Origin of the sequence: Streptomyces bugieae (assembly GCF_036352915.1) — a bacterium.
GTDB classification, from domain to species: Bacteria; Actinomycetota; Actinomycetes; order Streptomycetales; family Streptomycetaceae; genus Streptomyces; species Streptomyces endophytica.
Window position 1 is genome coordinate 138412 of the sequence record NZ_JAZBJP010000015.1, and the last position, 20247, is coordinate 158658.

A 20247-nucleotide genomic window follows, 5' to 3' on the forward strand; every position below is an offset into this window, starting at 1 on the left:
TCGCCATGAACAACTCCGTAGCAAGCACCCTCCGGCTGGCCTGGGCGTCGCTGCGCGTCCTGCTCGTCCTGACCGTCCTGTGCGGCGTCCTCTATCCGCTGGCCGTCACCGGCATCGCGCAGGGGCTCTTCCACGACAAGGCCAACGGCTCCGAGGTGAAGGTCGACGGCAAGGTCGTCGGCTCCGAGCTCATCGGCCAGAGCTGGAACATCAAGGGCACGGACAAACCCGACCCCAAGTGGTTCCAGGGCCGCCCGTCCCACAGCAACTACGACCCGATGGCCACCGGTTCCAGCCAGCTCGGCGCCAGCGACCCCACCCTCGTCAAGAACGTGAAGGCGGCGAAGAAGCAGGTCGCCGAATTCAACGGCGTACCGCAGTCCGAGGTCCCCAAGGACGCCGTCACCGGTTCGGCCTCCGCCATCGACCCCGGCATCTCCCCCGACTACGCGGAGATCCAGGTGAAGCGCGTGGCCCGGCACAACGGGCTGAGCGTCTCGCAGGTCGAGAAGCTGGTGAAGGACAACACCGACGGCCGTACCGCAGGGTTCCTGGGCGAGCCCGCGGTGAACGTCCTCAAGCTCAACATCGCGGTCAAGGAACTCGCCCAGAAGTGAGGGAACGTGTCGCGGGTGGCCGGCACGGGGGGCCGGCCACCCTCGGCACCGCACGTACAACAGGAGAAGGGGTACATCGATGACCCGGGTGCTGGTGGTCGAGGACGAGCCACCGCTCGTGCGTGCTCTAGAGATCAATCTCAAGGCGCGCAGCTACGACGTGGACACCGCATCCGACGGGGCTCAGGCGCTGCGACTGGCTGCCACTCGCCCGCCGGACGTCGTCCTGCTCGACCTCGGACTGCCGGACATGGACGGCATCGACGTGATCAAGGAACTGCGGGGGTGGAGCCGGGCCTCGATCCTCGTGGTCTCCGCCCGCCGTACCTCCGACGAGAAGGTCGCCGCGCTCGACGCGGGCGCCGACGACTACATCACCAAGCCGTTCAGCATGGACGAGCTGCTGGCCCGCTTGCGCGCCGCAGCACGCAGAATCGATACGGCGAAGCCGTCCGGCGAGCCTGCGGTGGTCGTGACGGAGACCTTCACGCTCGACCTCGCCGCCAAGAAGGTCCAGCGCGACGGACGGGATGTCCGGCTGACCCCGACGGAGTGGCATCTGCTGGAGGTGCTCGTCCGCAACCGCGGCCGGCTCGTCAGCCAGCAGCAGCTGCTGGAGGAGGTATGGGGGCCTTCCCACAGCACACAGACCAATTACCTCCGTGTCTACATGGCGCAGGTCAGGCGCAAACTGGAGGCGGACCCGGCGCACCCCCGGCACTTCTTCACCGCGCCGGGTATGGGCTACCGCTTCGACCTCTGACGCCCCGGGCCCCGGCCCTTGATCACCACAACACTGAGAGCGGGAGCACGTGGCACGCGGCAAGCTTCGGATTTATCTCGGCGCGGCACCGGGCGTCGGCAAGACGTACGCGATGCTGTCCGAGGCACATCGGCGCGTGGAGCGCGGTACGGACTGTGTGGTCGGCTTCGTCGAGCACCACGACCGGCCGCGCACCGAAGTGATGCTGCACGGCCTGGAGCAGATTCCACGCCGGGAGCTGGCATACCGCGACACGGTGTTCACCGAGATGGACGTCGACGCCATCCTGGAGCGCCGGCCGGCCGTGGCGCTGGTCGACGAGATGGCGCACACCAACATCCCCGGCTCACGCAATGCCAAGCGCTGGCAGGACATCGAGGAATTGCTGGAAGCCGGCATCCATGTGATCTCGACGGTGAACATCCAGCACCTGGAATCCCTGGGAGACGTCGTCGAGTCGATCACCGGGATCCGGCAGAAGGAGACCGTCCCCGACGAGGTCGTGCGCCGCGCCGACCAGATCGAGCTGGTCGACATGTCTCCGCACGCACTGCGCCGTCGCATGGCGCACGGCAACATCTACAAGCCCAACAAGGTCGATGCGGCGCTGTCGAACTACTTCCGGCCCGGAAATCTCACCGCGCTGCGCGAACTCGCACTGCTGTGGGTGGCCGACCGGGTCGACGAGTACCTCCAGGAGTACCGGAGCGAGCACCAGGTCTCGAAGATCTGGGGATCGCGTGAGCGCATCGTCGTCGGCCTGACGGGCGGCAGCGAGGGCCGTACGCTCATCCGCCGCGCCGCCCGCCTCGCCGAGAAGGGCGCCGGCGGCGAAGTACTCGCCGTCTACATCGCCCGCAGCGACGGCCTGGCCTCCGGCTCACCCAAGGAACTCGCCGTACAGCGCACCCTCATCGAGGACCTCGGCGGTACCTTCCACCATGTCCTGGGCGAGGACATCCCCTCCGCCCTCCTGGAATTCGCCCGGGGGGTGAACGCCACCCAGATCGTGCTGGGAACCTCCCGCCGCAAGGCGTGGCAGTACATCTTCGGCCCCGGCGTCGGCGCGACGGTCGCCCGCGACTCCGGGCCCGACCTCGACGTCCACATCGTCACCCACGAGGAAGCCGCCAAGGGCCGCGGTCTCCCCGTCGCCCGCGGCACCCGGCTGGGTCGGGACCGCCTCATCTGGGGCTGGCTGGCCGGAGTGGCCGGGCCGGCGCTCCTGACGCTGCTGCTCCTGCAGGTCGGGGCGGGCCTCGGTCTCGCCAACGACATGCTGCTGTTCCTGACGCTGACCGTGGCGGCGGCGTTGCTCGGCGGGCTGCTTCCGGCACTGGCCTCGGCCGTGGTGGGCTCTCTGCTGCTGAACTGGTTCTTCACACCGCCCCTGGGCCGGCTCACCATCGCGGATCCCAAGAACATCCTGGCGCTCGTCATCTTCGTGCTGGTGGCGATATCGGTGGCCTCCGTGGTCGACCTCGCCGCCCGGCGCACCCATCAAGCCGCCCGACTGCGCGCCGAGTCGGAGATCCTGTCCTTCCTGGCAGGCAGCGTGTTGCGCGGGGAAACCTCCCTCGACGCACTGCTGGAGCGGGTACGCGAGACCTTCGCCATGGACACCGTGGCACTGCTGGAACGGGAATCCGAGACGGCGCCCTGGACCTGCTCGGGCAGCGTGGGTGACACGAGCCCGCTCTCGCGCCCGGAGGACGCGGACGTCGACATGCCCGTCGGCGATCACCTGGCGCTCGCGCTGTCGGGCCGCGTCCTGCCCGCCGAGGACCGCCGCGTGTTGGCGGCCTTCGCGGCCCAGGCCGCCGTCGTCCTCGACCGCCAGCGCCTGCAGTCCCAGGCCGACCACGCCCGCAAGCTCGCCGAGGGCAACCGCATCCGCACCGCCCTGCTCGCGGCCGTCAGCCACGACCTGCGCACCCCGCTGGCCGGTATCAAGGCCTCCGTCAGTTCCCTGCGCTCCGACGACATCGAATGGTCGGCGGAGGACCAGGCCGAGCTCCTCGCCGGCATCGAGGAAGGCGCCGACCGCCTCGACCACCTCGTCGGCAACCTCCTCGACATGTCCCGGGTCCAGACCGGCACCGTCACGCCGCTGATCCGCGAGGTCGACCTCGACGAGGTCGTGCCGATGGCCCTGGGCGGCGTGCCGGAGGACAGCGTCATCCTCGACATCCCCGAGGAACTCCCGATGATCGCCGTCGACCCGGGTCTGCTGGAGCGCTCGGTCGCCAACATCGTCGAGAACGCGGTGAAGTACAGCCCCGATGGTGAGCCGGTGCTGGTGTCCGCCAGCGCGCTCGGTGACCGCGTCGAAGTGCGCGTCGCCGACCGCGGACCCGGCGTGCCCGACGAGGCCAAGGACCGCATCTTCGAACCCTTCCAACGCTACGGCGACGCCCCGCGCGGTGCGGGCGTGGGCCTCGGCCTGGCCGTCGCCCGCGGCTTCGCCGAGGCCCTCGGAGCCACTCTCACCGCCGAGGACACCCCCGGTGGCGGCATGACCATGGTCCTCACCGTTCCCGCTGCTGCGGGCCACCCGTCCACCGGCCCCGACCTCCCGGCCGCGGTCACCTCGTGAGCGGCCCAGGGCCTGGTGAGCAGCCCGCCCGTCCTTCCGAAGGACGGGCGGGCTGCTTCATGTCCGCGGGTCCGCCGGATGCGGCTGCACGCCCGTCATGAGGAAGTCCAGGCCCCGCCGGGTGGACGCCACCACGACCCGGTCCCCCGCGCGCAGCACCCGCCCGTGCGAGGGGCGCCAGTCGAAGCCCGGCCGGTCGAGGCGTAGGCCGCCGCCGAACGTGTCCGATGAGGACGACGAGGAGGGCGGCGTCGCGGGGCCGACGGCCAGAACGCGCCATTCGTTCTCGCGGAAGGCGTGGTGGACGGAGCGGCCCTCCAGTTCGGGGTGGCCGGCGACGTCCACGGCGGTGAAGAGCAGCGAGCCGCGTTCGACCGGCATGATGCCCAGGACGTGCCGCCCCATCATGGCGGCCGCGAAGGAGGGCGCGGCGAGCGCGGAGACGGAACGGCTGCGGGTGGTGGCGTCGGGGTAGGAGGCGCGCATCGTGCGGGAGACGGTGGCGGCGAAGTCGTCGTCGTACAGCCGCATCACCACCCGTATTTGGGGGTTGGCCTCGCGCGCGGCCATGACGATGTCGAGGTTCTCGCCGTCGTCGCGGGTGAGCACGAGCAGGGACTTGCTCTGGCAGATGCGCGCTCTGTCGAGGACGCCGGGCGCACCGGCGTCCTCCAGCAGCAGGGGTACGCCGAGCTCCCGGGCGAGGGCGACGCCACGTGCGTGCGGATCGCGTTCGATGACCACCACTTGGTGCTCGGTGGTGCGCAGTTGGGCCAGTACCCGCGTACCGATCTTGCCGAGGCCGACCAGCACGATGTGATCACTCAGGTCCTCGGCCGGCGGGTGCCCGACGGATGCCTTCCGGAACGCGTCGGTGGCGTTCATGGTGGCGGCGACCACGAGCGGCAGCACGGCCAGGCCGACGAACCCGGCGATCAGCTGGAGCACGCGGCGGGCCGGGGACTCGTCGGTCGCCGGATCGCCCATGGTGAAGATGTCCAGCAGCGGCAGGTACACCGACTTCCACAACGGCCCGGGCTCGGCGAGTGCGGTGGCACCTGCCAGCACCAGCACGATCGCGGCGAGGGCACCGAAGACGGCGATCACCTCGCGGGAAAGGAACACCGTCCACGGCAGATGTGCCAGCCGGTCGCGCAGCCATACGCCGTAGTTACGCCGGTCGCGCTGCGGCGCCTCGGGCGGGTGGTGGTGAGTGACCTCCTCCAGCATCAACCGGCCGTGGGTGAACTGCCGGTGGTAGGACGTGACGGTGTCGGGCAGCAGCTGCGTGCCCTCCTCCCCCGGCGTTTCGGGGCTGTCCTCACTGGCCGGGTCGTCCTGATGGGCGCCGGAGAGCACGGCGAGCGTCGCCAGGTCGGCAGAGCGCGGAGGAGTGCGGGCAGGCCGGACCACCCCGCGGAACACTTGGCCCTCCACCTGGAGCGTGTGCCCCTGCCCGACCGCGGCGGCGGCCACCAGCTCGGGCACCGCGGTGTCGGTGTCGGACAGCACGGTGGTGGACGTGTCCAGCCCCGCCATGTCATCGGTCCGTCCGAGCGCCAACACCGCGCGGTCCAGCAGCCGTTCGAGGTGCTCACCGCGCTCCCGGTTGTACATCCGGATGACCAGGCGGATCGTCGGGTTGAGGGTGCGGGCCAGCAGCGCCGCCGTGACGTTGACCTGGTCCTCGCGGTAGGTGAGGGCGAGCGCCGCGGCCCGCTCCACACCCGCGGCGCGCAGCGTCTGCTCGTCCGGACGGGCGGCCACCAACAGCTCGACGGGAGAGCGCGGATCGCGGTGCAGCGAGGCGATCTCCGGCGCGTGCCCCTCCCTCCGCGACGGCAGCACGACGGTGACCGCCTCGCCGCACACCGCGTCCAGCGTCACCGCCAGCCGGTGGGCGAGCCCGTCGTCCCCGCAGATCACCATGTGCTGAGAACGCTGGCCAAACGGCATGCGTAGGTGAAGAGTTGACGTCACGTCATCAAGATTGCCGGGACATGACAGGCGGTTCCGGTGCGCACACCAGTTCGGCGTCAAGGTTGCGTAAGGACGGCCGGAGGCCGGAACGGCCTGGCAGTGGCCTTCGCGCACCTGACGGCCGGTAGGTACGTGGACGGGGGTGCCGGCGCGGAGGTGGGAGGGGATCCATACGCAGCCCGCAGACGAGTGTGCCGACGGAGGCCAACTGACGCAGGCTGTACGGGCCGATTCGTTTGCATCCGGGGGGCGAGGCGCGCGGAAGGTGGAGCAGGAGATCGGGGCGATCGCCTTCGAGGCCACTGGTCGTCCGTGAAGAGACCTTGCCTGATCGTCGGCCCGTAAGAGAGCCGCAAATACCGTACGTAACAGTGCCCGCACCGCTCCGTGACGCCGTAAATTCCCTGGCGGCCGACAGATGCGCGAACGACAGCTTCCGCGCCCGCCACCTGCACGCCGCTATGCCGCCACCTCGACCGGCACCCGCCCCGTCCCCCACGCCGCCACTCGTTCCGCAGGCGGCCGCGCTCCCGGAAAGTTCCCGCATGGCTCCAGCCCCCCACACACCAACGGCGCCGACGCAGCACGCGACCGGGACGGCCTCCCCCGCTCCCCAGGGCGCCCCGCACCCCGGGGGCCACCGACGGCGTCGCAAACCGGCCGGCCTCCTGGACCCAAGGGTGCTGCTGACCTCCCTCCCCGAGGCACTGCGCAAGCTGCGCCCGCGGGCGCTGGCCACCAAGCCCGTGCTCTTCGTCGTGGCCTGCGGTTCCCTCCTCACGACCCTGGATGCGCTGCTCGACCCGTCCGTCTTCACCTGGCTGATCAGCATCTGGCTCTGGCTGACCGTCATCTTCGCCAATCTCGCCGAAGCGGTCGCCGAGGGCCGTGGCAAGGCCCAGGCCGCGTCCCTGCGCAAGGCGCGCACCGACATCACCGCCCGGCGACTGCGCAACAACTGGCGCGTCGGCCTGGACGTCCGTACGGCCGAGACCGAGACCGTCCCCGCTGCCGAGCTGCAGCCGTTCGACTTCGTGGTGGTGGAGGCGGGCGAGGCGATCCCGGCCGACGGCGACGTCGTCGACGGGGTCGCGGCGGTCGACGAATCGGCGGTCACGGGCGAATCGGCACCCGTCATCCGCGAATCCGGCGGTGACCGCTCCGGGGTCACCGGCGGCACCACCGTGCTGTCCGACCGCCTCGTCGTGCGCGTCACCTCCCGTCCCGGGCAGTCCTTCCTGGACCGGATGATCGCGCTGGTCGAGGGCGCGACCCGGCAGCGCACCCCCAACGAGATCGCGCTGCACATCCTGCTCGCCGCGCTCACCATCGTCTTCGTCCTCGTCGTGGTCACCCTGCAGCCGATGGCCTCCTACGCCGACGCGGCCCAGTCGACGACGGTCCTCGTCGCCCTCCTCGTCACGCTGATCCCGACGACGATCGGCGCGCTGCTCTCCGCGATCGGCATCGCCGGCATGGACCGCCTCGTCCAGCGCAACGTGCTGGCCATGTCCGGCCGCGCGGTCGAGGCGGCCGGCGACATCAACACCCTGCTGCTCGACAAGACCGGCACCATCACCCTCGGCAATCGCGAAGCCGTCGCCTTCGTCCCGCTCCCGGGCGCCGACGAACTCCAGCTCGCGGACGCCGCCCAGCTCTCCTCCCTCGCCGATGAGACCCCCGAAGGCCGCTCCGTCGTCGTCCTCGCCAAGAACACCTACGGACTGCGGGCGCCTGCCGAAGGGGAGCTCCAGCACGCCGAGTACGTCGACTTCAGCGCGCACACCCGGATGAGCGGCGTCGATCTGCACTGGGCCGACGGAACCGGTTGCGCCATCCGCAAGGGCGCGGCCGCCCAGATCATCGAGTGGGTAACGCACCGCGGCGGCCAAGTCCCCTCAGAGGTCCGGACGTTCACCGATGCGATCGCTGCTTCCGGCGGTACGCCCCTGCTGGTCGCGACGCACGACGCGTACGGAGCCCGGGTTCTCGGCGTCATCCACCTCAAGGACGTCGTCAAGGACGGCATCCGCGAACGCTTCGCCGAACTGCGCCGGATGGGAATCCGCACGGTGATGATCACCGGCGACAACGCGCTCACCGCGAAGGCCATCGCCCAGGAAGCAGGCGTAGACGACTACCTGGCCGAAGCCACCCCCGAGGACAAACTCGCCCTGATCACCCAGGAGCAGGAGGGCGGCAAGCTGGTCGCGATGACCGGCGACGGCACCAACGACGCCCCCGCACTGGCCCAGGCCGACGTCGGCGTGGCCATGAACACCGGTACCTCGGCCGCCAAGGAAGCCGGCAACATGGTCGACCTCGACTCCAACCCCACCAAACTCATCGAGATCGTCGAGATCGGCAAACAACTCCTCATCACCCGCGGCGCACTGACGACCTTCTCCATCACCAACGACGTCGCCAAGTACTTCGCGATCATCCCCGCCATGTTCGCCGGCGCCTATCCCGGTCTGGCCGACCTGAACGTCATGGGCCTGCACAGCCCGACGTCCGCCATCACCTCCGCGATCATCTTCAACGCCCTCATCATCATCGCCCTCATCCCGCTCGCCCTGCGCGGCGTGCGCTACACCCCCGCCTCCGCCCACGACCTGCTGCGCCGCAACCTCACCCGCTACGGCCTCGGCGGCCTTGTCGCCCCGTTCCTCGGCATCAAACTCATCGACCTGTTGGTCTCCCAGATCCCCGGGCTCGGCTGAGCACTTCCAGAAAATCCCGGGGCTTCGCCTGCGGCAGCATCGCTGGTCCGCGGCCATGCTCTCGACGGCAGCCGGCGGGCGAGGTGCTAGGTGACAACGCCGCCCGGACACGGCCCGCTCGGGGTCCCGCCGGTAATGCTGCTGAACTCCGCGACCTGCGAAGCGCGGCGAGAGACCACCGGTCGCAGCGCGCCCAGCAGCGCAGCATGGAAGGCGATGGGTCCTTGAGTGCCGCTCCCGCGACGGGGCTCAAGCAAGCCGACCGAGCCGACCGAGCCGACGGACTCCCGCCGTCAGCACCGCTGGACGGTCACGGCCATCCCCGAATCGACCTGCAGGACGCTTCGACGGGACCTGACGGGACATCAGGAAAGTCAGCAACTAGTCAGCATAGGCATCATCAGAGCTGACCAGAGATGGTGGAACCCGCAACGTGACGTGAACCGAGGTTAACCGTGTGACCTGGCAAGACGCTGGTCACGAGGCCAACCCCGGCCCCGCCTGCACCCGATTCGGGCGATCCCCCGCGTCGCCCGAATCAGGCTGCTCTCCGGATTCCGCCCGAGGGGACGGACTTCCGGTGGCCGTCTGAGTATATTGGCTCTCAGCCAGTCAACGCAGGAGTTACAGGATGTCCCCCCGCAGCGCATCGGTCAATGAAGAATTGCGGCGGCGCTCCCGCGAGCGGCTGTTGCAAGCGACGGTCGATCTGGTAGGGGAGCGCGGGTACGAGGCGACGACGCTCGGGGACATCGCCCAGCGGGCCGGGGCGGCGCGCGGGCTGATCTCGTATTACTTCCCGGGCAAGCGGCAACTGCTTCAGTCCGCCGTGCACCGGCTGATGCACCTCACCCTGCAGGCGGCGCTGGAGCGCGAACCGCGGCCCACCGGGCCGGACGCGGGACGGGAACTGCTGGCCCGGGCCATCGACGCGATCCTCGGACTGGCGCACGACCGGGCGCTGCTGATGCGGACACACATGGCGGGGATCCTGACGGCCGAGGGGTTCATCCGGTGTCCCGAGCAGCAGCGGCTGGCGCAGTTGCTGCGGGAGACGGTCGTGGCGTACGGCTCGGCGGACCCGGACACCGACTATCCGCTGCTGCGGGCCCTGTTGATGGGCGCGGTGGTGCCGATGCTGCTGCCGGGGGCACCGATGCCGCGGGCCCGGCTGCGGGCCGAGCTGTTCCAGCGGTACGCGCTGGACTGGGAACTGGGCGTCCCACCGGGCGAGGAGCCGGCCGCGGTGACGCGACCGCGTGACAACTCCCCTCAGCTGGCGGGTGGTTGAGGCTCCCCTTCGGGCGGGTGGGGCCTGGGGTGGAGGTACCTCCGGGGCCTCGGCGGCCGGGTCAGCGCTTGTTGTGACGTGGCGTCAAGAGACCCTCGTCGCGGGCACCGGCGATCAGCCGCAGTGATCGCCGGCGGTTGCGTCCGGTGGCGAGCATGACGGCCAGCACCGGGTCGCGCCCCTCGCGCTGGGCCTGCCGGTAGGCGTCCGCGGCGAGCTTGCGGCGCTCGGCGACCCGTTTCCGGGCGAGCGGCGCCGGGCGGGTGCGCGCCTCCGCCCCGTCCCCCTGCGTCGCCACCTTGCCGGTCGCTTCCGCGGCCGGCTCCTCCGTCTCGGCGCGGCCCTCCGCCTCGGTCCGGGCGCGCTCGTCGCCTTCGGGACCCGCCGTTTCCGTCCCACCGACCGCCTCCGCCGCCGCGTCGGCCGACTGCTCGGCGAACGGCTCCGACTGCCCGGCCGGCGGCTCCGGCGGTTCGGTGATCCGGGCCGTTCCACCGGCGCCCCGGGCCGGTCCGGTCGTCGGCTCCGTGGGCGCCGCCGGCCCCTCGGACGGCCGTTCCGAAGCCCGGTCGGTCAGCGCGGTGTCCGGCACGCCGGCGGTCCGGCCGGTCGGCGCAGGGTCTGCCACGCCGGCCGTCGGGCCGGTCGCCGATGCGTCCTCCACGGCAGCCGCCGGTCCGGGTGCCGGACCGGCCGACGGTTCCCGGGGCGGGCCGGCCGGTGCGCTTGGCGCCGGGCCGCTCGCGGGTGCGCCCGCCGGGCGCACCATCCGCTCCGGTGATCCGGCGGCCGGGCCGGGCTGGCGGGGTGTCGGGCGGTGCTTCCGCGGGCGCCCGGTGGCCGCCCGGAAGGCGTCGTCCAGGGGGCCCTCGATCCAGCGGCCCAGGTCGGCGAGGCCGTCCAGGGTGAGCGGCGGGTCGGCCCGTACGTCCTCGACGGTGATGTGGTCGTCGGAGACCGTCACGAGGACGTCGATGCGGGCGCCGTCGGCGAACGTCAGCCGGGCGCTGCACCAGGGGCCCAGCGGGTCGAGCCGGGGTGCGGTCGGGCCGGCCGGCTCGTCCGGTGCGGCGGGCGTGCGCGCGGGCGCGGCGGAGCCGTGCGCCTGCAGCTCCCACGTGGGCCACTCCCGTGGCGCGCCCTGGGCTTCATATCGGTGATTAACGGTATAAAAGTCACTTTCCGACACATTGAAAACCTAGCCTCCAGCCCACCCGGCCCAGTAGCGCGGCACGCTCATCCCACCGGGAGCAACCCCGATAGCGCATCTCCCGTCGCGCGCCCGCCGGTGCGATCCTGGGGTTATCCCGCGGAAGGGGCCTCTCGTGCTTCGTGTCGCAGTGATCGGTTCGGGACCCAGCGGCGTCTACACCGCCCAGTCCCTCGTCGAGCAGGAGACCGTGCCGGACATCGAGGTCTACGTCCTGGACCGGCTGCCGTGCCCGTACGGCCTGGTGCGCTACGGCGTCGCCCCCGATCACGAGAAGATCAAATCCCTGCAGAACAACCTGCGTACGGTGCTGGAGCACCCCCGGGTGCGCTTCGTGGGAAATGTGGAGGCAGGGGCTCCGGGGCTGGGGGTCGCGGAGCTGCGGGAGATCTTCGACGCGGTGGTGTTCTGCGTGGGCGCGGCCACCGACCGGCATCTGGGCATCCCCGGCGAGGACCTGCCCGGCAGCCACCCGGCGACCGATTTCGTCGCCTGGTACAGCGCGCACCCGGACGCGGCCGCGACCCGCTTCGCCCTCACCGCGCGGTCGGCCGTCGTGATCGGGGTCGGGAACGTGGCGGTGGACGTGGCGCGGATGCTCTCGCGGGCGGCCGCCGAGCTGGCCGCCACCGACATGCCGCAGGGTCCGCTGGGGGCGCTCGCGGACAGCCGGGTCGAGGACGTGTGGATGGTGGGCCGACGCGGGCCCTCCCAGGCCAAGTTCACGACCAAGGAGCTGCGCGAGCTGGGGTCGCTGCCGGGCACCGAGGTGCTGGTGCGGCCGGAGGAGCTGGCGCTGGATCCGGCGTACCGGGACCCGGCCGGCCTGCCGGCGGTGGCCCGGCGCAACGTCGAGGTGCTGCGGGGCTGGACGGAGCGGCCGAACGGCGGCGGCGCCCCGGTGGGCCGGCGGCGCCGGATCCATCTGCGGTTCTTCCTGCGGCCGGTGGAGATCCTCGGCGACGCCGGCGGGGTGCGGGCCGTCCGGTTCGAGCGGACCGCGCCCGACGGGCGGGGCGGGGTCACCGGAACCGGCCGATTCGAGGAGATCGAGGGCCAGTTGGTGCTGCGCTCGGTGGGCTACCGGGGGACGCCGCAGCCGGGGCTGCCGTTCGACGAGGCGACCGGAACGGTGCCGCACATCGCGGGGCGGGTGCTGGAGGACGGGGCGCCGCTGCCCGGCGTCTATGTGGCGGGCTGGATCAAGCGGGGCCCCACGGGGGTGATCGGCACGAACCGGCCGTGCGCCAAGGAGACCGCGCAGTCGCTGCTGACGGACGCGGCCGCACTGGCGGGGCGGGCGACGGCCGGGGACCCGGTGGCCGCGCTGGCCCGGGCGGGGCAGCGGCCGGTCCTGTGGCCGGGCTGGCTCGCCATCGAGGCCGCCGAGGCGGAATGGGGCCGGGGCCTGGGGCGCGGCACGGTCAAGCTGACGGACTGGGCGGGCCTGCTGGAGGCGGCCCGGGCGGCGGACACGGGCCGCTGAGGCCGGGCGGGCGGTGCCGGCGTCACTCCTCCCCGAGCCGGCAGGCCTGGAGGTCGGCCGCCCTCAGGACGCCGTCGATCAGGCCGGGGAAGAGCGTTTCCAGGTCTGCCGTGCGCAGCCGGTTCATCTTGGCCGTGCCCCGGTAGAACTGCTCGATCACGCCGTGCTCCCGCAGCACCCGGAAGTGGTGCGTACAGGTCGACTTGCTGACCGGCAGCTCGATGTCCGCGCAGTTCAGCTCACCCTCGGCGGCGGCGAGCCGGCACACCACCCGCAGGCGCATGGGGTCGGCGAGGGCGTGCAAAACGCCGGCGAGCCGGATCTCCTCGCGGGCCGGGTGTGCGAGCGCGCGCGATCCCGGCACGGCGCCGGGGGAAGTCGTATCGGTCGGCATGACGGCTCCTGTGGGGTCTGCGGGCCCGCTCTCCGGGTTCCGGGGGCCTGACGCCCGGTCCGCAGGGTCATTGTACGAGAAGCGTCGTAGTTTGACACCTGCCGTAGTACGGTGGTTATCGTACGAGCGCGGGGCCGGTCCGGCTCCCGTCCTTCCCGGCACACCCAGGCACAGGAGCCCGCCGTGAGCGCACTGTTCGAGCCCATCACCCTTCGCTCGCTGACCATCCCGAACCGCCTCTGGATGGCGCCCATGTGCCAGTACTCCGCGGCTCCCGAGGGCCCCGAGGAAGGGGCGCCCAACGACTGGCACTTCCAGCACCTGGCCGCGCGGGCCACCGGCGGCACCGGGCTGATCCTCACGGAGGCGACCGCGGTGCGCCCCGACGGCCGGATCAGCCCGTACGACCTCGGGCTGTGGAACGACACCCAGACCGAGGCCTTCCGGCGCATCACCGCCTTCCTCAAGGCCCAGGGCACCACCCCCGGCGTCCAGATCGCCCACGCCGGACGCAAGGCATCCACCGAGCGCACCTGGGTCAACCGCGGCGGCCCGATCCTGCCCGGTCAGCGGCACGGCTGGGAGCCGGTGGGGCCGAGCCCGCTGCCGTTCGACGAGGGGTTCACCACGCCGGCGGAGCTGTCCGTCGCGCAGATCCAGGAACTGGTCGGGCAGTTCGGGGCGACCGCGCGCCGGGCGCTGGCGGCCGGCTTCGAGGTGGCCGAGATCCACGGCGCGCACGGCTACCTGATCAACCAGTTCCTCTCCCCCTTCACCAACCGGCGCACCGACGCCTACGGCGGCTCGTACGAGAACCGGACGCGGTTCGCGCTGGAGGTCGTGGACGCCGTGCGGGCGGAGTGGCCGGACGAGCTGCCGGTCTTCTTCCGGATCTCGGCGACCGACTGGCTCACCGAGGACGCGAGCGACGACCGCACGGGCTGGACGGCCGACGACACCGTGCGCTTCGCCCGGGACCTGCGGGAGCACGGCGTCGACCTGCTGGACACCTCCACCGGTGGCAACGCGCCGGACGCGAAGATCACCGCCGGGCCGGGCTACCAGGTGCCGTTCGCCGAGCGCGTCAAGAAGGAGACCGGCCTGGCGGTGGGCGCCGTCGGACTGATCACCGAGGCGCGGCAGGCCGAGAAGATCGTCGCGGACGGCCAGGCGGACGCCGTGCTGCTCGGCCGGGAGCTGCTGCGCTCCCCCAGCTTCGCGCAGCACGCGGCGCGGGAGCTGGGCGCCGAGGTCCGGGGGCCGCAGCCGTACCACCGCGCCGTCTGAAGCCGGTCCGAAGCCCTCGGACGGCGGTCTGCGGCACGCCGTCGCACGCCGTCCGACCTGCGCGGACGCGCTCCGGGACGCCGTTGTCAGTGGTCGGGTGCAGACTTGCCACTGTCTGAGACAACGGCGTCCCGGAGGTTCGGACCATGACTGACGTACTACTCGCGGTGGGCACCCGCAAAGGGCTCTTCATCGGCCGGCGACGGCGCGGCGCATGGGAGTTGAGCGGTCCGCATTTTCCCTCGCAGGCGGTGTACTCCCTCGGGATCGACACCCGCCGGGCGACACCCCGGCTGCTGGCCGGTGCCGACAGCGCCCACTGGGGCCCGTCGGTGTTCCACTCCGACGACCTGGGCGAGAGCTGGCAGGAGCCCGCCCGCCCCGCGGTCAAGTACCCGAAAGACACCGGGACTTCGCTGGAGCGGGTGTGGCAGCTGCATCCGGCGGGCCAGGCCGCCCCGGACGTGGTGTACGCCGGCACCGAGCCCGGCGGGCTGTTCCGCTCCGAGGACTGCGGCGAGACGTTCGAGCTGGTCCGGGCGCTGTGGGAGCACCCGAGCCGTGAGCAGTGGGTGCCGGGCGGCGGCGGGCTGGCGGTCCATACGGTGATCACCGACCCGCGGGACCCCGACGCGGTCACCGTCGCGGTGTCCACGGCCGGGGTGTTCCGCACCCTGGACGGCGGCGCCAGCTGGGCCCCGTCCAACAAGGGCGTCAAGGCGGTCTTCCTGCCGGACCAGCATCCGGAGTTCGGCCAGTGCGTCCACAAGATCGCCCAGGACCCGGTCGACCGCGACCGGCTCTATCTGCAGAACCACTGGGGCGTCTACCGCAGCGACGACGCGGGCGCGCAGTGGACGGACATCGGCGCCGGGCTGCCCTCCGACTTCGGCTTCGCGGTGGCCGCGCATCCGCACCGCGGCGAGGTCGCCTACCTCTTCCCCATCACGGCCGACATCGACCGGGTGCCCGCCGAGCACCGCTGCCGGGTCTACCGCACCTCCGACGCCGGCGGCAGCTGGGAGGCGCTGAGCCACGGCCTCCCCGAGGAGGACCATTACGGCACGGTGCTCCGCGACGCCCTCTCCGTCGACGACGCCGATCCCGCGGGGGTGTATTTCGGCAATCGCAACGGCGAGTTGTACGCCAGCGCGGACGACGGCGACAGCTGGCGGCAGCTCGCCTCCCATCTGCCGGACGTGCTGTGCGTCCGGGCGGCTGCGGTGGCGTGAGGAGAGAGGTGGCCCGGGCAAGGGGGTGAGCGGTGACGCGATCGCACTTACCGGAGGAAGAACGGCACGGCGCCCTGCGGCAGTTGGGGTGCTCCGGGTGGGGACCGTGCGCGGCCGGCCGGACCGGGTCCGTCGAAGGACAGGGAATTGAAGCGGAAGGCGCCGCGGCCAGTAGGGTGATCCCGTGGCTGCACGACCTCTTCAAGACATCGTCGAACCAGGCTGGGCCAAAGCGCTGGAGCCCGTCGCCGACCGGATCGCCGCGATGGGCGACTTCCTGCGGGCGGAGATCGCCCAGGGGCGTACCTATCTACCGGCCGGCAACAACGTGCTGCGCGCCTTCCAGCAGCCGTTCGACGAGGTACGGGTGCTCATCGTCGGACAGGACCCCTACCCCACCCCGGGGCATGCGGTCGGGCTCAGCTTCTCGGTGGCGCCGGACGTCCGTCCGCTGCCCGGGAGCCTGGAGAACATCTTCCGCGAGCTGCACTCCGACCTCGGCCTGCCCCGGCCGTCGAACGGCGATCTGACGCCCTGGACGCGCCAGGGCGTCCTGCTGCTGAACAGAGCGCTGACGACGGCGCCGCGCAAGCCCGCAGCCCACCGCGGCAAGGGCTGGGAAGAGGTCACCGAGCAGGCCATCCGCGCGCTGGTGGCCCGCGGCCGTCCGCTGGTGTCGATCCTGTGGGGGCGCGACGCACGGAACCTTCGCCCGCTGCTGGGCGACCTGCCGGCCGTCGAGTCCGCGCACCCCTCCCCCATGTCCGCCGACCGGGGCTTCTTCGGCTCCCGGCCGTTCAGCCGGGCGAACGACCTGTTGGTCCGGCAGGGCGCGGCGCCCGTCGACTGGAGGCTGCCCTGACTCCGGGCGATAGTGTGCCCGGCATGACGAATGCGAACATCCCTGCGGGTTGGTACGCCGACCCACAGGGCACCCCCCACCAACTCCGCTGGTGGGACGGGTCCCAGTGGACGGCGCACACCCACCCGGGACAGCAGCCGGCGGCCCCGGACCGGGCCGCACAGCCCGGCCCCCAGCAGCCGCAGCAGCAGTACGCCCCGGCCCAGCAGCAGCCGGCCGGGCAGCAGCCCCAGCCGGCCGCCCAGCACCACGCGCAGCAGCAGATGGCCCCGCAGCAGGCGCCGCAGCAGTCCGTGCCGGGTCAGACGCCGTACCCCGGCCAGCCGCAGAGCGGCGCCCCGTACGGCCAGCCCGGCCCCGGTCCGCAGGGCCAGGGTCAGCCGATGCCCGGCCAGCCGATGCAGCAGCCGTACGGCCAGCAGCCGATGCCCGGCCAGCAGCCCGGCCCGTACGCCGGGGCCGGCGTGGCGCACCAGGTGCAGCAGCAGGCGGGCGTGGCACCGACGGGCCAGGGCGGCGGGACGCTGTTCACCGAGCCGGTCCTGGTGGTCAACCAGAAGGCCAAGCTCATCGAGGTCACCAACGAGTACAGCGTCTTCGACCAGCACGGCAACACCCTGGGCGCGGTCGTCCAGGTCGGCCAGAGCACGGCCAAGAAGGTGCTGCGGGTGGTCTCCAGCCTGGACCAGTACATGACCCACAAGCTGGAGATCCGGGACGCCTACGGCCAGCCGCAGCTGGTGCTGACCCGGCCCGCGAAGCTGATCAAGTCCCGGGTCATCGTGGAGCGTCCGGACGGCTCGCCGGTCGGCGAGATCGTCCAGCAGAACGCCATCGGGAAGATCAACTTCGGGCTGATGGTGAACGGCCAGCAGATCGGCGCCATCAAGGCCGAGAACTGGCGGGCCTGGAACTTCGCCATCGTGGACCACACCGACGCCGAGATCGCCCGGATCACCAAGACCTGGGAGGGCCTCGCCAAGACGATGTTCACGACCGCCGACAACTACGTCCTGCAGATCCACCAGCAGCTGCCCGATCCGCTGCTCAGCCTCGTCGTCGCCACGGCCCTGACCGTCGACACCGCCCTCAAGCAGGACGCCCGGGGCCTTGGCTGACGCCTCCGGCGACGTCGTCCTCGGCGTCGACTCGGGCGGGTCGGGGCTGCGGATCGCGGTGGCCCGCGCCGGCGGCGCCACGGCGCGGCCGCTGGCCGTCCGCACCTCCCGTGAGCCGGTGCGCACCGGCCCCGCCGGGATCGACGCGGACCACCTGCTGTCCCAACTCCTGCCGCTGGCCGGGGAGTTGGCGCGGGAGGTGGGGGCGCGGGACTTCCCGGCCGTGTGTGTCGGCGCCGCCGGTATGGCCTCCATGGGCGACGACCTGCGCGCCCGGCTGCCCGGCGCGCTGGCCACCGCGTACGGGGTGCGCGGGCTCGCCCTCGCGGCCGACGCCGTGACCGCGTACGCCGGGGCCCTCGGGCAGCGGCCCGGCGCCGTGGTCGCCGCGGGCACCGGCATGATCGCGCTCGGCACCGACCTGACCGGGGAGGCGGGCTGGCGCCGCGCGGACGGCTGGGGCCATCTGCTGGGCGACTGCGGCAGCGGCGCCTGGATCGGCCGGGCCGGACTGGAGGCCGCACTGCGCGCGTACGACGGCCGGCCCGGGGGTTCGGCCGCCCTCCTGGCGTGCGCGGAGGCGGTGTTCGGCCCGGTCACCGGGCTCCCCGGAGCGCTCTACCCGCGCCCCGACCGGCCCTCCGTCCTGGCCTCGTTCGCACCCGAGGTCGGCCGGTGCGCCGCGGCGGACGACGCGGTGGCGCGGGGCATCCTGGGCGCCGCCGCGAGCCATATCGCCGATGCCGCGGCCACGGTCTGCCCGCCGGGCGCCGGCCGCGCGGTGGCCTGCACCGGCGGGCTGTTCGGCCTCGGCGAACCGCTGCTGGCCCCGCTGCGCACCGCGCTCGCCGAACGGCTGCCGGACGCCCCGCTGACGCCCGCCGCCGGGACCCCGCTCGACGGGGCGCTGGCCCTCGCCGCGGCGCTCGCCGGCGACCGGCTGAAACTCCCCGCCGATGGGAAGTTGTTGCAGATCACACGGCCTGCGCCGGGGTAACGCGACCATGACGCGCGGGATAAATCGGGACGGATACCTCGGCACCGAACCCTCCCTCCGCGGACGGGGGGTCCGAGGCGTTAGCATGCGGCGCCATGAGTTCCCCCACTGGGCCCGCACCTGGCTCGCCCCATTTTGACGCCGCACCCCCGAGCCCGGGAGGCGCACCCGGCCTGCCCGTACGCATGCCGCGCGCCCGGCAGTCCGGCCGCCACCGCAGGCCGGAGCCGCTCGCCGCACCCGAGGGCGCACCCGCCCTGGTGCTGGCCGTGCCCGGCACCCCTTCCCCCGCCGCGCGCAGCCTGGCGGAGGAGGTCTCCAGCATCGCCCGCTCCGAACTCCCCGGTCTGGACGCCCGGATCGGCTACGTCGACGGCGGTGACGACGAGTTCCCGTCGCTCGAAGCGGTGCTGGCGCAGGCCGCCGCCGAGCGCAGGGCCCGCGAGAGCGCCGACGGCCAGGAGGACCCCGGTCCGGTCGCCGTGGTCGTCCCGCTGCTGGCCGGCCCGGACAGCGCGCTGCTGCGCCGGATACGCCAGGCGATGATGAACAGCGGCTCGGGCGCCGAGCTGACCGACGTCCTCGGCCCGCACCCGCTGCTCGCCGAAGCTCTGCACGTCCGGCTCTCCGAGGCCGGGCTGGCGCGCGCCGACCGGGCCCGGCTGTTCACGGTCGCGACGGCCGCGGACGGCATCATCCTCGCCACCGTCGGCGGCGAGGAGGCCGTGCAGGCCGCCGGGATCACCGGCATGCTGCTGTCCGCCCGGCTCGCGGTGCCGGTGCTGGCCGCCGCGCTGGACGAGGAGGGCGCCATCTCCCGTACGGCCGAGCAGCTGCGCGAGTCCGGTTCGCAGCAGCTGGCGCTGGCTCCGTACCTGATCGGCCCGGAGATCGCCGACGGCCTTGTGGGGGCGGCCGCGGCGGAGGCGGGCTGCGCGGCGGCCGAGTCCCTGGGCGCGTACGGCGCCGTGGGCCGGCTGGTGCTCTCCAACTACGCGGCCTCGGTGGGCATCACCCTCCCGACGCAGACGCCGGGTGTCCCGGTCCGCTAGGAGACCGGACGACGCAACGCAACCACCGGTATCCGATACCGGCCGGGGCCGTCCTCGCACGCTTCGTGCGGGGACGGCCCTTCGCCGTTCCGGGCCGACGGCACACTCCCCCGGCGGCCGGCACGCCTCCCGGGCGGAAGGCAGCGGTCCGGTTCCTGCCGTGAGCGGCGCAGACGGCCGTCAGACGGCCTGGAGGCGCGGCGGGTGCGGCACGGGACCCCGGGGAGCCGTACGCTCGCGAGAGGACCGCACACGGCCCCTCCCTGGGCGCTCACCCCTACGCGAAGGAAGCCCATGTCGAACATCGACATCGTCCGAGCCGGATTCGCCGCCTACCTCGCCCAGGACCGCGACGCCATCGACCGGCTGCTCGCCGACGACTTCGTCTTCACCAGCCCCCAGGACGACCACATCGACCGGGCCACCTTCCTGGAGGTGTGCTTCCCGACCGCGGACCGGCTGCGCCACCAGGAGATCCTGGACACGGCCGAGATCGACGACGAACAGGTCTACGTCCGCTACGAGTACGAGCTGACGACCGGTGAGCGGCACCGCAACGTCGAGGTGCAGACGGTGCGGAACTGCCGGATCGCGGAGGCGCAGGTGTACTTCGGCGGCCGCTTCCCGCGGGAATGAGCG

The 20247-nt window shown here is 72.4% G+C and carries 16 protein-coding genes; 13 read left to right on the top strand and 3 right to left on the bottom strand.

Features of this window, described 5'->3' with window-relative positions; translation table 11 throughout:
• Positions 1 to 5: 5 nt before the first annotated feature.
• The 3 genes from kdpC to V2J85_RS22990 all read left to right on the top strand — a co-directional run bounded on the left by kdpC (position 6) and on the right by V2J85_RS22990 (position 3976).
• Positions 6 to 617 carry a potassium-transporting ATPase subunit KdpC gene (gene kdpC / locus V2J85_RS22980; RefSeq protein WP_261954482.1) on the top strand — a complete coding sequence of 204 codons (612 nt, stop codon included), beginning with the start codon at positions 6 to 8 and terminating at the stop codon, positions 615 to 617.
• A gap of 79 nt (positions 618 to 696) precedes the next feature.
• Positions 697 to 1380, top strand: a complete 684-nt coding sequence (locus tag V2J85_RS22985) for a response regulator (RefSeq protein ID WP_261954483.1) — start codon at positions 697 to 699, stop codon at positions 1378 to 1380.
• A 49-nt stretch (positions 1381 to 1429) separates the two neighbouring features.
• Positions 1430 to 3976: a sensor histidine kinase gene (locus V2J85_RS22990; protein WP_261954484.1), complete on the top strand. Its 2547-nt coding sequence runs from the start codon at positions 1430 to 1432 to the stop codon at positions 3974 to 3976.
• Positions 3977 to 4033: 57 nt separating this feature from the next.
• On the opposite strand, the gene V2J85_RS22995 is transcribed toward V2J85_RS22990, so the two are convergent.
• The gene (locus tag V2J85_RS22995; protein WP_330822606.1) at positions 4034 to 5905 is read right to left on the bottom strand and encodes an NAD-binding protein; all 1872 of its coding nucleotides are present in this window, start codon (positions 5903 to 5905) and stop codon (positions 4034 to 4036) included.
• Between the two features lie 596 nt (positions 5906 to 6501).
• On the opposite strand from V2J85_RS22995, the gene kdpB reads away from it, so the two are divergent.
• Both kdpB and V2J85_RS23005 read left to right on the top strand, forming a co-directional pair.
• The gene (gene kdpB / locus V2J85_RS23000; RefSeq protein ID WP_410011228.1) at positions 6502 to 8679 is read left to right on the top strand and encodes a potassium-transporting ATPase subunit KdpB; all 2178 of its coding nucleotides are present in this window, start codon (positions 6502 to 6504) and stop codon (positions 8677 to 8679) included.
• Between the two features lie 631 nt (positions 8680 to 9310).
• Complete coding sequence (locus V2J85_RS23005) at positions 9311 to 9970, top strand: TetR/AcrR family transcriptional regulator (protein WP_330822607.1); 660 nt, start codon at positions 9311 to 9313, stop codon at positions 9968 to 9970.
• A 61-nt stretch (positions 9971 to 10031) separates the two neighbouring features.
• Here the strand turns inward: V2J85_RS23005 and V2J85_RS41400 are convergent, their stop codons facing one another.
• A complete protein-coding gene (locus V2J85_RS41400; protein ID WP_419836824.1) occupies positions 10032 to 11159 on the bottom strand; it encodes a DUF6214 family protein in 1128 nt (375 codons plus the stop codon).
• A gap of 136 nt (positions 11160 to 11295) precedes the next feature.
• On the opposite strand from V2J85_RS41400, the gene V2J85_RS23020 reads away from it, so the two are divergent.
• Positions 11296 to 12666: an FAD-dependent oxidoreductase gene (locus V2J85_RS23020; protein ID WP_330822608.1), complete on the top strand. Its 1371-nt coding sequence runs from the start codon at positions 11296 to 11298 to the stop codon at positions 12664 to 12666.
• Between the two features lie 22 nt (positions 12667 to 12688).
• Here V2J85_RS23020 and V2J85_RS23025 read toward each other — a convergent pair whose 3' ends face one another.
• The gene (locus V2J85_RS23025) at positions 12689 to 13060 is read right to left on the bottom strand and encodes an ArsR/SmtB family transcription factor (RefSeq protein ID WP_261954489.1); all 372 of its coding nucleotides are present in this window, start codon (positions 13058 to 13060) and stop codon (positions 12689 to 12691) included.
• Positions 13061 to 13243: 183 nt separating this feature from the next.
• Between V2J85_RS23025 and V2J85_RS23030 the strand changes: the two genes are divergently transcribed.
• The 7 genes from V2J85_RS23030 (at position 13244) to V2J85_RS23060 (ending at position 20244) form a co-directional block, all read left to right on the top strand.
• Positions 13244 to 14347 carry an NADH:flavin oxidoreductase/NADH oxidase gene (locus V2J85_RS23030; protein ID WP_261954490.1) on the top strand — a complete coding sequence of 368 codons (1104 nt, stop codon included), beginning with the start codon at positions 13244 to 13246 and terminating at the stop codon, positions 14345 to 14347.
• A 146-nt stretch (positions 14348 to 14493) separates the two neighbouring features.
• Positions 14494 to 15579, top strand: a complete 1086-nt coding sequence (locus tag V2J85_RS23035) for a WD40/YVTN/BNR-like repeat-containing protein (protein WP_330822609.1) — start codon at positions 14494 to 14496, stop codon at positions 15577 to 15579.
• A 184-nt stretch (positions 15580 to 15763) separates the two neighbouring features.
• Complete coding sequence (locus V2J85_RS23040) at positions 15764 to 16441, top strand: uracil-DNA glycosylase (RefSeq protein ID WP_261954492.1); 678 nt, start codon at positions 15764 to 15766, stop codon at positions 16439 to 16441.
• Between the two features lie 23 nt (positions 16442 to 16464).
• The gene (locus V2J85_RS23045; RefSeq protein WP_330822610.1) at positions 16465 to 17559 is read left to right on the top strand and encodes an LURP-one-related family protein; all 1095 of its coding nucleotides are present in this window, start codon (positions 16465 to 16467) and stop codon (positions 17557 to 17559) included.
• Positions 17552 to 18556 (top strand): N-acetylglucosamine kinase, encoded by a 1005-nt coding sequence (locus V2J85_RS23050; RefSeq protein ID WP_330822611.1) that lies wholly within the window; start codon positions 17552 to 17554, stop codon positions 18554 to 18556. The genes V2J85_RS23045 and V2J85_RS23050 overlap by 8 nt, the downstream gene beginning before the upstream one ends.
• 95 nt (positions 18557 to 18651) lie before the next feature.
• Complete coding sequence (locus V2J85_RS23055) at positions 18652 to 19608, top strand: sirohydrochlorin chelatase (RefSeq protein WP_410011230.1); 957 nt, start codon at positions 18652 to 18654, stop codon at positions 19606 to 19608.
• A gap of 294 nt (positions 19609 to 19902) precedes the next feature.
• On the top strand, positions 19903 to 20244 hold the full coding sequence (locus V2J85_RS23060; RefSeq protein WP_330822612.1) for a nuclear transport factor 2 family protein: 342 nt from the start codon (positions 19903 to 19905) through the stop codon (positions 20242 to 20244).
• Positions 20245 to 20247: the final 3 nt, after the last annotated feature.

What these genes read in the sequence shown, in the direction of transcription:
- kdpC (WP_261954482.1), top strand. Translation starts at nt 6, where the DNA reads ATGAACAACTCCGTAGCAAGCACCCTCCGGCTGGCCTGGGCGTCGCTG.
- V2J85_RS22985 (WP_261954483.1), top strand. Translation starts at nt 697, where the DNA reads ATGACCCGGGTGCTGGTGGTCGAGGACGAGCCACCGCTCGTGCGTGCT.
- V2J85_RS22995 (WP_330822606.1), bottom strand. Translation starts at nt 5,905, where the DNA reads ATGGTGATCTGCGGGGACGACGGGCTCGCCCACCGGCTGGCGGTGACG.
- kdpB (WP_410011228.1), top strand. Translation starts at nt 6,502, where the DNA reads ATGGCTCCAGCCCCCCACACACCAACGGCGCCGACGCAGCACGCGACC.
- V2J85_RS23005 (WP_330822607.1), top strand. Translation starts at nt 9,311, where the DNA reads ATGTCCCCCCGCAGCGCATCGGTCAATGAAGAATTGCGGCGGCGCTCC.
- V2J85_RS23025 (WP_261954489.1), bottom strand. Translation starts at nt 13,060, where the DNA reads ATGCCGACCGATACGACTTCCCCCGGCGCCGTGCCGGGATCGCGCGCG.
- V2J85_RS23035 (WP_330822609.1), top strand. Translation starts at nt 14,494, where the DNA reads ATGACTGACGTACTACTCGCGGTGGGCACCCGCAAAGGGCTCTTCATC.
- V2J85_RS23045 (WP_330822610.1), top strand. Translation starts at nt 16,465, where the DNA reads ATGACGAATGCGAACATCCCTGCGGGTTGGTACGCCGACCCACAGGGC.
- V2J85_RS23055 (WP_410011230.1), top strand. Translation starts at nt 18,652, where the DNA reads ATGAGTTCCCCCACTGGGCCCGCACCTGGCTCGCCCCATTTTGACGCC.
- V2J85_RS23060 (WP_330822612.1), top strand. Translation starts at nt 19,903, where the DNA reads ATGTCGAACATCGACATCGTCCGAGCCGGATTCGCCGCCTACCTCGCC.